The 12681-nt window shown below is 60.2% G+C and carries 15 protein-coding genes and 1 pseudogene; 3 read left to right on the plus strand and 13 right to left on the minus strand.

The genetic code is table 11. The features are described from left to right. The first annotated feature begins 33 nt into the window (after positions 1 to 33). Both BN1800_RS09000 and BN1800_RS09005 read left to right on the plus strand, forming a co-directional pair. The gene (locus tag BN1800_RS09000) at positions 34 to 678 is read left to right on the plus strand and encodes an HD domain-containing protein (protein WP_027507425.1); all 645 of its coding nucleotides are present in this window, start codon (positions 34 to 36) and stop codon (positions 676 to 678) included. A 9-nt stretch (positions 679 to 687) separates the two neighbouring features. Continuing rightward, complete coding sequence (locus BN1800_RS09005; protein WP_027507426.1) at positions 688 to 1545, plus strand: MOSC domain-containing protein; 858 nt, start codon at positions 688 to 690, stop codon at positions 1543 to 1545. On the opposite strand, the gene BN1800_RS09010 is transcribed toward BN1800_RS09005, so the two are convergent. The 11 genes and pseudogenes from BN1800_RS09010 to rpoZ all read right to left on the minus strand — a co-directional run bounded on the left by BN1800_RS09010 (position 1542) and on the right by rpoZ (position 10868). Continuing rightward, positions 1542 to 2537 (minus strand): aldo/keto reductase, encoded by a 996-nt coding sequence (locus tag BN1800_RS09010; protein WP_086996590.1) that lies wholly within the window; start codon positions 2535 to 2537, stop codon positions 1542 to 1544. The two genes, BN1800_RS09005 and BN1800_RS09010, sit on opposite strands and share 4 nt — an antisense overlap. A gap of 99 nt (positions 2538 to 2636) precedes the next feature. Then, positions 2637 to 3413, minus strand: a complete 777-nt coding sequence (recO, locus tag BN1800_RS09015) for a DNA repair protein RecO (protein WP_086996594.1) — start codon at positions 3411 to 3413, stop codon at positions 2637 to 2639. A gap of 55 nt (positions 3414 to 3468) precedes the next feature. Then, a pseudogene (locus BN1800_RS09020) lies at positions 3469 to 3894 on the minus strand (response regulator); the annotation flags it as partial. Between the two features lie 232 nt (positions 3895 to 4126). Continuing rightward, positions 4127 to 5068: a GTPase Era gene (era, locus tag BN1800_RS09025; protein WP_086996600.1), complete on the minus strand. Its 942-nt coding sequence runs from the start codon at positions 5066 to 5068 to the stop codon at positions 4127 to 4129. Between the two features lie 8 nt (positions 5069 to 5076). Continuing rightward, positions 5077 to 5796, minus strand: coding sequence for a ribonuclease III (gene rnc / locus BN1800_RS09030; protein WP_027507431.1), 720 nt, complete (start codon positions 5794 to 5796; stop codon positions 5077 to 5079). Further along, on the minus strand, positions 5793 to 6536 hold the full coding sequence (lepB, locus tag BN1800_RS09035; RefSeq protein ID WP_027507432.1) for a signal peptidase I: 744 nt from the start codon (positions 6534 to 6536) through the stop codon (positions 5793 to 5795). Before lepB ends, rnc begins: the two co-directional genes overlap by 4 nt. 114 nt (positions 6537 to 6650) lie before the next feature. Continuing rightward, complete coding sequence (gene acpS, locus BN1800_RS09040) at positions 6651 to 7055, minus strand: holo-ACP synthase (protein WP_027507433.1); 405 nt, start codon at positions 7053 to 7055, stop codon at positions 6651 to 6653. A gap of 25 nt (positions 7056 to 7080) precedes the next feature. Next, the gene (locus tag BN1800_RS09045) at positions 7081 to 7671 is read right to left on the minus strand and encodes a DUF2062 domain-containing protein (protein ID WP_086996602.1); all 591 of its coding nucleotides are present in this window, start codon (positions 7669 to 7671) and stop codon (positions 7081 to 7083) included. 143 nt (positions 7672 to 7814) lie between these two features. Next, positions 7815 to 7964 carry a DUF3563 family protein gene (locus tag BN1800_RS09050; RefSeq protein WP_084606358.1) on the minus strand — a complete coding sequence of 50 codons (150 nt, stop codon included), beginning with the start codon at positions 7962 to 7964 and terminating at the stop codon, positions 7815 to 7817. Between the two features lie 165 nt (positions 7965 to 8129). Beyond that, positions 8130 to 10343 carry a RelA/SpoT family protein gene (locus BN1800_RS09055; RefSeq protein WP_086996604.1) on the minus strand — a complete coding sequence of 738 codons (2214 nt, stop codon included), beginning with the start codon at positions 10341 to 10343 and terminating at the stop codon, positions 8130 to 8132. 120 nt (positions 10344 to 10463) lie between these two features. Beyond that, entirely contained in the window at positions 10464 to 10868 is a 405-nt protein-coding gene (gene rpoZ, locus BN1800_RS09060; protein WP_027507437.1) for a DNA-directed RNA polymerase subunit omega, read from the minus strand. Between the two features lie 296 nt (positions 10869 to 11164). Here rpoZ and BN1800_RS09065 point away from each other — a divergent pair, with 296 nt between their 5' ends. Next, a complete protein-coding gene (locus BN1800_RS09065) occupies positions 11165 to 11746 on the plus strand; it encodes a LabA-like NYN domain-containing protein (protein WP_022714635.1) in 582 nt (193 codons plus the stop codon). A gap of 3 nt (positions 11747 to 11749) precedes the next feature. On the opposite strand, the gene BN1800_RS09070 is transcribed toward BN1800_RS09065, so the two are convergent. Together BN1800_RS09070 and smpB are read right to left on the minus strand one after the other, a co-directional pair. Next, entirely contained in the window at positions 11750 to 12166 is a 417-nt protein-coding gene (locus BN1800_RS09070) for a DUF3830 family protein (RefSeq protein WP_086996607.1), read from the minus strand. A 3-nt stretch (positions 12167 to 12169) separates the two neighbouring features. Next, positions 12170 to 12649 (minus strand): SsrA-binding protein SmpB, encoded by a 480-nt coding sequence (smpB, locus tag BN1800_RS09075; RefSeq protein ID WP_027507439.1) that lies wholly within the window; start codon positions 12647 to 12649, stop codon positions 12170 to 12172. Positions 12650 to 12681: the final 32 nt, after the last annotated feature.

Raw genomic sequence — 12681 nt, forward strand, 5'->3', positions numbered from 1 at the left:
TAGCCCAGTTTTTGCGAAATTCCGGTGACACGCATGTTCGAGGCCAAGGCCTTCTCTCCCTTCGAAAGCCTTGCGGCCGAACTCATTCCCTATGCCACGGAGGGCGATGATGGGTCTCATGATCTTGCCCATATCCTGCGCGTCTTCCGCAATGCGATGCGCATACACGCGACAGAGGGCGGAAACGGTCGAATCCTGTCCGCCGCAGTGCTGCTCCATGACTGCGTCGCGGTCGAAAAAAGTTCGCCGCTGCGCTCCAAAGCTTCGGCGCTCGCGGCACAAAAGGCGTCCGGCATCCTGAAGGAACTGGGCTGGACGGCAGAGGAAATTGCGGCCGTTGCACATGCGATCACCACACACAGCTTTTCCGCCAACATCACGCCGGAAACCCTCGAAGCGCGGATATTGCAGGATTCCGACCGCCTCGACGCAATCGGCATGGTGGGCGCGGCGCGCTGTTTTTATATCGGCGGGCGCATGGCTTCCGGCCTTTATGATCCGTTCGACCCGGCTGCCGAACACCGCCCGCTCGACGACCGGCGCTACGCCATTGACCATTTCCAGACAAAGCTGTTCAAACTTGCCGACGGATTTCAGACGGCGGCAGGACGCGCCCTTGCAGCCGAACGCGACAAACGTCTTCGGGATTTCCTCGCGGCGTTCATGGACGAGATTTAGGGGAACAGAATGCGCGTCAGCGATCTTTTTATCTATCCGCTCAAGAGCGCCCGCGGCATCGCCATTCCTTTCTCGGCGGTCGACGCCTTCGGCCTTCCCGGCGACCGCCGCGCCATGGTGACGGATCCGGCCGGTCATTTCATCACGCAGCGCGAATTGCCCGCACTTGCCCGGATCGAAGTGCGACCCGAGCCGAACGCTTTCCGGCTGCTGATGGCCGGAAAGCCGGATATTGCCGTGCCAGTGCCGCAGCCGGACCGCCGGATGGATGTCGTCGTCTGGAAATCCTTGGTAAATGCCGCAGTTGCCGACGACGAAAGCAATGCGCGGCTTTCCGAATGGCTCGGACGTGACGTGAAGCTGATTTTCTTCGATGGCCAGGCGCGACGCATCGCAAGTGCCGAATGGGCGGGTGATGGGACGCCCGTGACGTTCGCCGACGGCTATCAGATCCTGGTGACAACGACCGGTTCGCTGAAAGCGCTCAACGCCAATCTCGCCAAGCATGCGGAAGGCAGCGTCGGCATGGAGCGCTTCCGGCCGAACATCGTCATCGACACCGACGAAGCCTGGCCGGAAGACCGCTGGGCGGCAATCGAGATCGGAGGCATCCGCTTCGATCTCGTGAAGCCCTGCGCGCGCTGCATCATGACGACGCAGGACCAGATGACCGGCTCGCGCGAGGTTCCAAGCCCGATGCCCGCGATGGGCCGCATCCGCATGTCGGCAGACCGCCGCGTGCCGGGCCCGATTTTCGGCTGGAACGTTACGCCGCGCGGCACCGGCAGCATCGCGATCGGCGACGCTGTGACCGTCGTCGAGGAACGGCCAGAAGGCTGGGCGTTCAAGGTGCGCGCGGCGGATTAACGGCCCGCAAGCGCGGCATCGATCTTCGTCATCACCTCGTCAGGCAGCGGTCCCTTTTCCAAGGCGCCGGCGTTTTCCTCAACCTGGGCGACGGTGCGGAAGCCAGGAATGGGCAGCGTGCGCGGCGAGCGTGCCCATAGCCAGGCAAGAGCCCCTTTTGTCAGCGTGCGGCCGCCGGTGGTCAGCAGATCGCGAACGGCCTCCAGGCTTGCGACGAATTCCGGCGCGATGCGCCCATCCTTGAAATAGACCATCCAGTCGAGGCTTGCGCCGCGGACATCCTTGGCGCCGACTGCCTTGTCTGCGGTGAACTTGCCGGTGAGAAGCCCCATGGCCAAGGGGCCGCGGTTGATCGACAGCAGGCCGTTCTTCTCGATCACATCGATCATGGCCGGGACTGGCTCGAAGACATTCATCGTATGCTGGACGGAAACAAAACCATTGTGGCCTGCGTGGCGGGCGGCGCGATCCGGGAAATCCGTGCTCCAGCCGAAGGCGTCGATCTTGCCTTCGGCCCTCAAGGCCTCGAGCACGCCGAAAACTTCGTCTGAAGCTTCCAGCGGAAAGTCGTTCAGGTGGAATTGCAGGAGATCGAGCCGCTCGCGCTTCAGCCGGCGCAGCGAGGTTTCCGCCGATTTGCGGATGAAAGCCGGATCGGCAAAGGCGCCCGTTGCCTGCTTCGTTTTCTCGTCGGTGGCAAAGCCGAATTTCGTGGCGATGACGATATCGTCGCGGTTGCCGATCGCACGGCCGACGACCTCTTCCGAATGCCCGGCGCCATAATTCGAAGCCGTGTCGAAAAAGCAGATCCCGAGATCGAGGGCGCGGTGAATGGCCTCGATCGACTCTTCGTCATCGACCTCCCCCCAGCCGAGCGGCACGTCGCCTGCGAAAAAGGGCCCGCCGATCGCCCAGCAACCCATGCCGAGCCGCGGAATCTCGCGGCCATTCCAGAGCATGATCGTTGTCGCATTATCTGTTTTCGTGAGCATGAAAATCCTCCTTGAACAATACGGGCAGACATAGGGAGAGCGCCGGACCGGATAAACCGCCAATTCCGCAACATGTTTTTCAGCAGTGAAAAACGGCTCTCAGACCGAGAGTTCGTCCGGCGCGGCAGGAACGGCCGCCGTGAGAGATGGATTGAGCGCCTTCAGGGCAGCCTGAATGAACCCCTCGCGGGCGACGGCCGGTTCGATGCCGCGCGGCTCGTAGACATGGCGATGCAGGAAAAAGCCCGTCAGCCGAAAGGCCGCGCTCAGACTGTCGACGTCTGCGGCATCATTGCCGTCGGCGCGCAGAAAGGCCGGAAGCACGAACATCTTGTCGGCCCAGGGGGCACCGGCTGCCCGGCTGACCGCCCGGCCGGATTTCGGCGAGACGTAGGCAAGATCGGTCCGCGCACCGGTTGCGGCGCATTCGGCAAGATCAAGGCCGAAGCCGAGATCGTTGAGCACGGCAAGTTCGAAGCGGACGAAGAGCTCGCCGGCATCCGCTGGATTGTGGAGATTGTCGAGGATGACTTCGAGCGCATCGTAAAGATGCGGATGCGGGTCGCGCTCTGGCAGAAGCCGCAAAAGCGCTCCCATCGCCTGCACGCCGTAGACAGCGGTGGCCGTCTCCATAAGACGCGCGGCGCGCAACCGCAGCGGTTCGACGCGGAACTCGCCGAGGTGCTCGTCGAGGCGCGCGCGCCAGATGACATCCACCTCGTTGCCGGGCTGAAGCACCGGCTGCATCGCTCGTGAGCGGCCGGAACGCACGAGGCCGAGATGCCGGCCGCGAGCACGCGTCATCACCTCGGCGATGACGCTGGTCTCACCGTGGCGTTTGACGCCAAGAATGATTGCATGATCCTGCCACTGCATCAGAAAACGAACCTTTAGCCCTGGGCATCAATCCTAACGCAGGCCGGGCCTTATGTCATGAAGCCGGGCCCAGTTCGGCCGTCGGAAACAGCTTCTCGAGGAATTCGCGCATCGCGCTTTCGTCGAAGGGCTTCACGAGAAGCGGCACGTCCTGGAGGTCCGGCGGGAAATCCTGCGTATCGGAATAGCCGCTGACGAAGCCGAACGGAATGCCCGTGTCATTCAGATGCCGCGCAAAGCCGAAGCTCATCGTCTCGCCCAGATTGACGTCGAGCAGCGCAAAATCATAGTTTTCCGACTTCACGGCATCCATCGCCTGATCGAGGCCGCTTGCGATATCGATGGCCTCCACGCCGACGGCGCGGAGCATATCTTCCGCTTCCATCGCGATGATGAGACTGTCTTCAAGGACCAGAACACGGCTTGCGTTCATGATCTCCGCGCCCTTCGCTGAACGCCGCGTACGGCGCACACCGCCTGCTTAACCCGCATCTCTACCTCTGGTACCCCAAATAACCCGACTGCCGGGCCATAGCCATGCGACCTGAGTGAGCCGCTTTTCCGATTTTTGTCGATAGGCAGCAAAATCGGAGGAAAGGTGGCAGACTGACCTTATTTTTAGTTTGACCGATTTGCATTCAAAAAAGACGCGACCGCAGAAATTTTATGGGCGGTCGCTTCGTTTGGCCAAGCCGGCGGCCTCTTTCAATCGGTCAACGCGGAAAGTCGAGCCCCATTTCCCGGAATCGCTCCGGGTCGTCGCCCCAGTTCTCGCGAACCTTGACGAAGAGAAAGAGGTGGACCGGCTGCTCGAGGATTTCGGCGAGTTCCTTGCGGGACGCCGAGGAGATCGCCTTGATCGTCTCGCCGCCCTTGCCGAGCGTGATCTTCTTCTGGCTGTCGCGCTCGACATAGATCACCTGTTCGATACGCACTGAGCCGTCCTTGCGCTCTTCCCACTTTTCCGTTTCGACGTGGGAGGAATAAGGAAGCTCCTGGTGCAGACGCAGGAAGAGCTTTTCGCGGGTGATTTCGGCCGCGAGCTGGCGTATCGGCAGATCGGAAATCTGGTCTTCCGGATAGTACCACGGCCCCGCCGGCAAGGTCTCTGCCAGGTAATCCATGAGGTCGTCGCAGCCGGAGCCGTTCTCCGCCGAGATCATGAAGGTTCGGTCGAAGGCGATCTTTTCGTTTGCGGCGGCGGCCAGCGCCAGAAGGTCCTCGCGCTTGACGCGGTCGATCTTGTTGAGCAGGAGTATCTTCGGCTGCCGCACCTCCTTCAGCCCTTCCAGGATCGCTTCCGCGTCGCCGCGCAGGCCGCGCTCGCTGTCGATCAGCAGCACGATGAGATCAGCATCCCTGGCGCCGCCCCAGGCCGACGTCACCATGGCGCGGTCCAGCCTGCGGCGCGGCTTGAAGATGCCGGGCGTATCCATAAAGACGATCTGCGCATTGTTGTGGATCGCAATGCCGCGGACGATGGCGCGCGTCGTTTGCACCTTATGGCTGACGATCGACACCTTTGCGCCGACAAGGCGGTTCACCAGCGTCGATTTTCCGGCATTGGTGGGGCCGATCAGGGCGACGAAGCCGGAATGCGTTTCGCCATTGGTTTCAGGGGCGACTTCATGCGCCATGTCGTTTTCTTCGGTCATTGTCCCGTTCAATTTCCGGCAGAGGATTTCTGCCAAATGCCTTCGCGTTCCAGCATCTTCGTCGCGGCGACCTGTTCGGCCGCACGCTTCGAGCGCTCGACGCCCGTTTCCGGCTTCACGCCGGCGACTTCCACCGTCACCGTAAAACGCGGATCATGATCCGGCCCGGTGCGTTCTTCAACCCGATATTGCGGCGTGACGCCGAATTTCGCGTGAGACCATTCCTGCAGCTCGGTCTTGGCGTCCCGTTTTGCGCCATCGGCGCGGGCCGCCCGCTTCTCCCAGTATTTCAGGATGAAGCTGCGGGCGACTTCGAGGCCGCCGTCGAGATAGAGCGCGGCGATCAGGCTTTCGACTACATCGGCGCGCACGTTCATCATGCGCTTGCCGGTAAGTTTCTTTACGTCGGCGCCTGTGCGGATGAAGAGATGCAGGCCAAGCTCGTCGGCCACTTCCGCGCATGTGTCGGCGCTGACGAGCTGGTTCAGGCGCACCGACAGTTCGCCTTCCCCGGCCGTCCCGAAGGTGCGGAAAAGCAGTTCGGCGATGCAAAGGCCGAGCACACGGTCGCCCAGGAATTCCAGGCGTTCGTAATTGCCGCCCTTCTGAGCGCGGGCGCTCGCATGCGTCAAAGCCCGGTCCAGGCGCTCCTTCTCGGCGAACTCGTGGCCGATCAAGGCCGCAAGCCTCATCCGGTCCGCCGCCGAAAGCGTCTGCACTTTGCTCATTCAACAACCTTGAAGAGGCGGTCCCACCGCATGTTGGCCGGCCATTTCCAGATTTCGCGGAACGATGTGTCGTTGCCGAGCGAGAAGAAGATGACGCTGGCGCGGCCGACAAGGTTTTCCGCAGGAACGAAGCCGACGTCGAAACGGCTGTCGAGGGAATTGTCGCGGTTGTCGCCCATCATGAAGTAATGGCCTTCCGGCACGACGAAGTCCTGCGTGTTGTCGCCACGCGAAACGGGCGACTGGTCGAGCGTGTCGTAAGTCTTGCCGTTGTCGAGCGTTTCGCGGAATACCGGCACGTCTTCGCCCGGATCGAGCTTGTAATCCGAAGTAAAGGCGCCGTCCGTCACCTTCGGAACCGGCTTGCCGTTGATATGAAGCACGCCATCCGTCACCTGGATGTGATCGCCCGGCAGGCCGACGACGCGCTTGATGTAATCGATGTCCGGGTTCGGCGGGAAGCGGAAGACCACGATATCGCCGCGATTCGGCTCGGAGCCGAAGATGCGGCCGCTGAAAAGGTTCGGCGAAAAAGGCAGCGAGTATTTCGAATAGCCGTAAGCGAACTTGTTGACGAAGATGTAATCCCCGACGAGCAGGGTCGGCATCATCGAGCCAGAGGGAATGGTGAACGGCTGGAAGAAGACCGTCCGGATCACCATCGCCAGCAACAATGCCTGAATAATGACTTTAATATTTTCCCAAAGGGCGTTCGGCTTGGTTTCGGCTTTTTCGGACACGCAGTCTTGTTCCTTAAGGGCGCCGCAGCGGCGTATTCTCTATTTGCTTCTCTCTAGCGGCTTCGGCCGGTGGCGGCAATGCCGCGAACATTAAAAGCGACGGCACGCTGTTCCTCATGCGCTTTCCGGCAGGGCTTCAATGATCACGAATGCCTGAGCAAGCGGGTAATCATCGGTGATCGTCAAATGGACCATTGCCTTGTGCCCGGTGGGCAGCATGGACTGAAGCACGACGGCGGCACCGCCCGTCAGCTGCATCGTCGGCTTGCCGCTCGGCAGATTGACGACGCCTAGATCCTTCCAGAAAACGCCCTGCGCCATGCCCGTTCCGAGCGCCTTCGAGCAGGCTTCCTTGGCGGCGAAACGCTTCGCATAGGATTCGGCGCGGTTGGCGCGGCGGTCGGAACGCGCCCGCTCGATCTCCGTGAAGCAACGATGGGTGAAGCGCTCGCCGAAACGCTCGAGCGACTTTTCGACGCGGCGGATGTCGATGAGATCGCTGCCAATGCCGATGATCATGCGATGCCTCCCTGTCGAAACGAAATCATACGGTCGGAATATCCTGCGCGGGATGGGCAAGGCGAAGGCGCGCCCGCTCCATCAGCCTCTCGCGGCGGCGGACCTGAAAGCCCTTCACGGTGTAAAACGTCAGGACATAAAGCACAACGGACGTGATGACGGCCGGAGGAATGGCGCCGACGAGCATGGGCTCCAGCACCGGCTTCCAGAGCTCGGTGAAACGGAGCTTATGAAAAAGCTCCGTCAGATCGACGGACTGCCCGGTCATCGCATTTTCGCGCATGAGAAGCCGATGACCTATTTCCCAAGTCGCCGCCCAGATGAAGGGATAAGTGAGGGGGTTGCCGAAGGCTGCCGTACCGAGTGCCGCCGCCACCATGTTTCCGGAAAGGACATAGGCGAGCACGAAGGCCATGATGAAATGCACGCCGATGAACGGCGTCCAGGATACGAAGACGCCGGCAGCAACGCCCATTGCCACGGCGTGCGGCGGAGCCGTCAGGCGAAGAATGCGCATCTTCAAATAGCGCAGCGGACGCTGAAAGCCTTTGCGGGGCCAGAAGAGTGCCCGCATCCTTTCGTAAAATCCTGCAGATTTTCTGCGGCGAAACAGCATGGCGGCTATTTAGTGCAACGCACGTCGCCATGACAAGAGCGGTAAACTCACGGGGCTCGCCTCAGCCGCCGTCGGAGCTCTCCACCAAAGGGCGCGCGTCATGCATGGCGCCCTTTCGCATCCTTGGAAGTATAGACCCGCAATCAACGGCTACGGAACAGGCCCCGGTCGACCTGACGCTGACGGTATTCAAGATCGATACGGTCATACGAACCGTTGAGGTATGCCATTTCACGTTCCTGTACGCTCGGAGCGCGAAGAGCGCGGGCGATTTTCTTGATCGGAGTAAACATAGCGTTGGCTCTTTTCTTTCGTTCATTCTCTGATGATCCGAAGATAGGTGCTGCAGTGCACAATTACCAACGCTCTAATATAGGTGCAGCCATGCAGAGGATGCACGCCTCGCCTTTCTGGCGCGCGAATTCTGCAATAAAGCGATCATAAAATGTGCAGACGCCTCAGTCGTAGAGGCGCCGTACCGTCGCGATGCAATCCAGATCCTTCAGCTGGGCCAGCAGCTGGTTGAGCTGGCGGAGATCCCAGACTTCGACATCGACCGCCATTTCAGTGAAGTCCGCGGCGACGCGCACCGTGTTCAGGGAACGGATATTCACGTCAAGGCCGGCAACGGACTGCGCCACCTTGGCCAGCGTGCCCGGCTCGTTCAAAGCGTTGATGAGCACGCGCGCCATGAAGCGCGACTTGTTGGCCTCGTCAAGATCCCAGCGCACATCGATCCAGCGATCGGGCTGATCATCGAAACGCTGCAGCGCGGACGACTGGATCGGGTAGATCGTGATACCCTTCGCCTTCTCCATGATGCCGACGATGCGATCGCCGGGCACGGCGCCCGCCGGCGCGAACTGCACGGCGATATTGCCGGAAATGCCGCGGATCGGGCCCATATCGGCATCAGTCTCCGCCTCCGTCTTGGCCTTGTCCGGCACCTTGAAGATCATGCCGGAGGCACTGCGGACATTGAACCAACCGTCATCGCCACTCGGCTTGACGGTAACGCGCTCATCCTGATGGTCGGGATAGACGGCGCGCAGCACATCGAGCGACGACATCTCACCCCGGCCGACGGCGGCGATCGCGTCTTCGACATCCTTCTGGCCGAGGCGGTGCAGCGCCGGCTTCATCGCGTCCCGGGAAAATATCTTTCCCGCCCGCTCAAAAGTGCGCTCCAGAATGCGATGGCCGAGACCGGCATATTGCTTGCGGATCGCCAGGCGCGTGGCGCGGCGGATGGCCGCGCGCGCCTTGCCGGTCACGACGATCTCTTCCCAGGCGGCTGGCGGCACCTGCACACCGGAGCGGATGATCTCGACCTCGTCGCCGTTTGCAAGCCGCGTCACCAGCGGCATGATGCGGCCGTTGATCTTGGCGCCGACGGTGGTGTCACCGATATTGGTATGGACGGCATAGGCGAAGTCGATCGGCGTTGCGCCGCGCGGCAGGGCGATCAGCTTTCCCTTCGGCGTGAAGCAGAAGACCTGGTCCTGAAACAGCTCAAGCTTGGTGTGTTCGAGGAATTCTTCGGGGCTGTCGCCTTCGGCAAGCGCCTCGATCGTGTGGCGGAGCCATGAATAGGCATTGGATTCGCGCGAGAGAAGGTCGCCCTCGGTACTGGTCGCACCGTCCTTGTAAAGCGCATGCGCAGCGATGCCGTATTCGGCGATCTCATGCATGCGCTTGGTGCGGATCTGCAGCTCGATGCGCTGGCTGGAGGGTCCGACGATCGTCGTGTGCAGCGAGCGGTAGTCGTTCTGCTTCGGCGTCGAGATGTAATCCTTGAAGCGGCCAGGCACGACGCGCCACCGCATATGGACGATGCCGAGCGCGCGATAACAGGCCGGAACGTCTTCGACGAGGATACGGAAACCGTAGACATCCGAAAGCTGCTCGAAGGAGAGCGACTTCGACTGCATCTTGCGGAAAACCGAATAAGGCTTCTTCTGGCGCCCTTTGACCTTGGCAGTCGTCAGGCCGTTGGCCACCAGCAGGTCATGCAATTCCGTTTCGATCTTCTTGACCAGGCCCTCATTGCGCTGCGAGAGTTCCTGCAGACGCTTGGTGACGGTTTCGTAGGCCTCCGGATTGATGTGGCGGAAGGAGAGTTCCTCCAGCTCATCGCGCATGTCCTGCATACCCATGCGGCCCGCGAGCGGCGCATAGATCTCCATCGTCTCCTCGGAGATGCGGGCGCGCTTGTCCGCCGTCATATGGTCGAGAGTGCGCATATTGTGCAGGCGGTCGGCCAGCTTGACGAGCAGCACGCGCACATCGTCGGAGATGGCGAGTAGCAGCTTACGCAGGTTCTCCGCTTGCTTGGCCTTCTTGGTGACAAGATCGAGCTTCTTGATCTTCGTCAGGCCCTCGACCAGCCGGCCGATATCCTCGCCGAAGAGCTCATCGATTTCGGCACGCGTCGCCGTCGTATCCTCGATCGTGTCATGCAGCAGGGCGACGGCGATGGTCGACTCGTCGAGATGCATGTCAGTCAGGATCGCGGCGACTTCGAGCGGATGCGAGATATAGGGATCGCCACTGGCACGCTTCTGCTGTCCATGCTTCTGCATGGCATAGACATAGGCTTTGTTCAGCAGAGCTTCATTGGCGTCGGGCTTGTATTTCTGCACCCGCTCCACGAGCTCGTACTGCCGCATCATCCCGGAACTACTCCAATAAAAACAAAAGCGCGCCAATCACCGATTGGCGCACGCACAGGCAATAATATGCCTTAGCACTAAAGGCGCAAGATTGACGATTGGTAATCGTCCCGCGACTTCTTAGTAGTCGTCGCTCTTTTCCGGCGGCACGAGGCCTTCGATACCGGCAAGGAGCTCTTCTTCCGACATCTGATCGAAAGTAACCGTCTCGGGCTGATCGTCCTGCTCCTCGCCGTCCGCAGCAGCAGCGCCGCCAGCGGCAATAAGGCTGGCCGGATCAGGCTCAGGCTCGTCGACTTCGACGTGCTTCTGCAGCGAGTGGATCAGGTCTTCCTTCAGATCGTCGGGAGACAGCGTCTCGTCGGCGATTTCACGCAGCGCCACGACGGGGTTCTTGTCGTTGTCACGATCGATGGTGATCGAGGCACCCTGGGAAATCAGCCGGGCGCGGTGGCTGGCAAGTAGAACCAGCTCGAAGCGGTTCTCAACTTTGTCGATGCAATCTTCAACTGTGACACGGGCCATTGCCTGTCCTTTACGGTCGTGATTTCGGGATTAGCATGCCCGATACAATTAAAAGCCGGCGAATTCAAGTTTTTCGTGCACGGCCCCGCCGTTTATGCGCCGTCCTGCTAAAATTTTCGGAGGAATGTGACAATTCCACCGTTAGTTGCTTGGAATATGCCGAATCGTGCCCTAAATCTCCTTTATATGAATAATTCATAAATTAAGAATTATTCTTTCTTCGTTTAATTAAGCCATTGTTTTTATGGAATTTTGACCGAAGAAATTTTGGATTACTCTAATTGGATTGGCAAGCGATGTTCGACCCACGCGAAAAAATTGCACTCTTCATAGACGGCGCCAACCTCTACGCTGCATCCAAGAGCCTTGGCTTCGATATCGACTATCGCAAGCTTCTGAAAGCATTCCAGAAACGCGGATACCTGCTGCGCGCCTACTATTACACCGCGCTGATCGAGGACCAGGAATATTCCTCCATCCGCCCGCTGATCGACTGGCTCGACTACAACGGCTACAAGGTCGTCACCAAGCCTGCCAAGGAGTTCACCGACTCCATGGGCCGCCGGAAGATCAAGGGCAACATGGATATCGAACTGGCGATCGACGCCATGGAGCAATCCGAAACCGTCGACCACTTGGTCATCTTCTCCGGAGACGGCGATTTTACGACTCTGGTGGAAGCCCTTCAGCGCAAGGGCCGCAAGGTGTCGATCATCTCCACGATGGCCACCCAACCGCCAATGATTGCCGACGACCTGCGCCGCCAGGCGGATCACTTTATCGATCTGCTGTCGCTGAAAAGCGAGATCGGCCGCGACCCGTCCGAACGCCCGCAGAAGCCTGTCGAGATCGCCCCGGCGAGCGACTTCGAGGAGTAATCCTCAATCCAAAGCCTCGAACAGGATCGGCTGGGCGCCCTTCCAGAGCACTAGGTTGCCCATATCCGCGAGCTGCTCGCGGCCTTCGACGATCGTCAGGAAATGATTGCCGGCAAGGGCGCCCATCTTGCTCGCAAATGACGAGCTGCCATAGGCAAAGAGCAGTTCCGTCTCGCTGTGTCCGCCCGGATAAAGCAGGATATCGCCGCGCGACGGATGGCGGGTGTGGTTTTCGAAATCCACGCCGAACTGGTAATCGCCGAGCGGCACCCAGACCGCCTCCCCGCTCCAGCGCGAATGGATGGTCTGATTTCGAAAAGGCAGCAGCGACGCGAACGCCGCGCAGGTCTTCGGCGCCCTCTCAATCTCCAGCTTCGCCACGAAGACATGCGACGCGACCGAAATCTTCAAACTTCGCATCGGTCAGCGATTGTCCTTCAGCAGGCGGCTCTTCTGCCTATTCCAATCGCGTTCCTTCTCGGACTCGCGCTTGTCATGCAGCTTCTTGCCCTTGGCGAGCGCCAGTTCCATCTTCGCCCGGCCGCGGTCGTTGAAATAGATCTTCAACGGGATCAGGGTCATGCCTTCACGGTTGATGCCAGCGCGCAGCCTGTTAATCTCGCGACTCGACAGCAGCAGCTTGCGGCGACGGCGCGGCTCGTGATTGAAGCGGTTGGCCTGCAGGTATTCCGGCAGATAGGAATTGATCAGCCAGATCTCGCCGCCTTCATCCGACGCGTAAGATTCGGCGATATTGGCCTTTCCTTCGCGCAGCGACTTGACCTCGGTGCCCTTCAAGACGATCCCGGCCTCATACGTATCGATGATTTCGTAGTTGAAGCGGGCCTTGCGGTTTTCGGCCACGACCTTCTTGACGACGCGCTCGCTGCCTCTGGGGGCCATGATTTATTCCAATTCCTTGCAGGGGCGCGCGC

The sequence above is a fragment of the Rhizobium sullae genome (assembly GCF_900169785.1).
Classification (GTDB): Bacteria; Pseudomonadota; Alphaproteobacteria; order Rhizobiales; family Rhizobiaceae; genus Rhizobium; species Rhizobium sullae.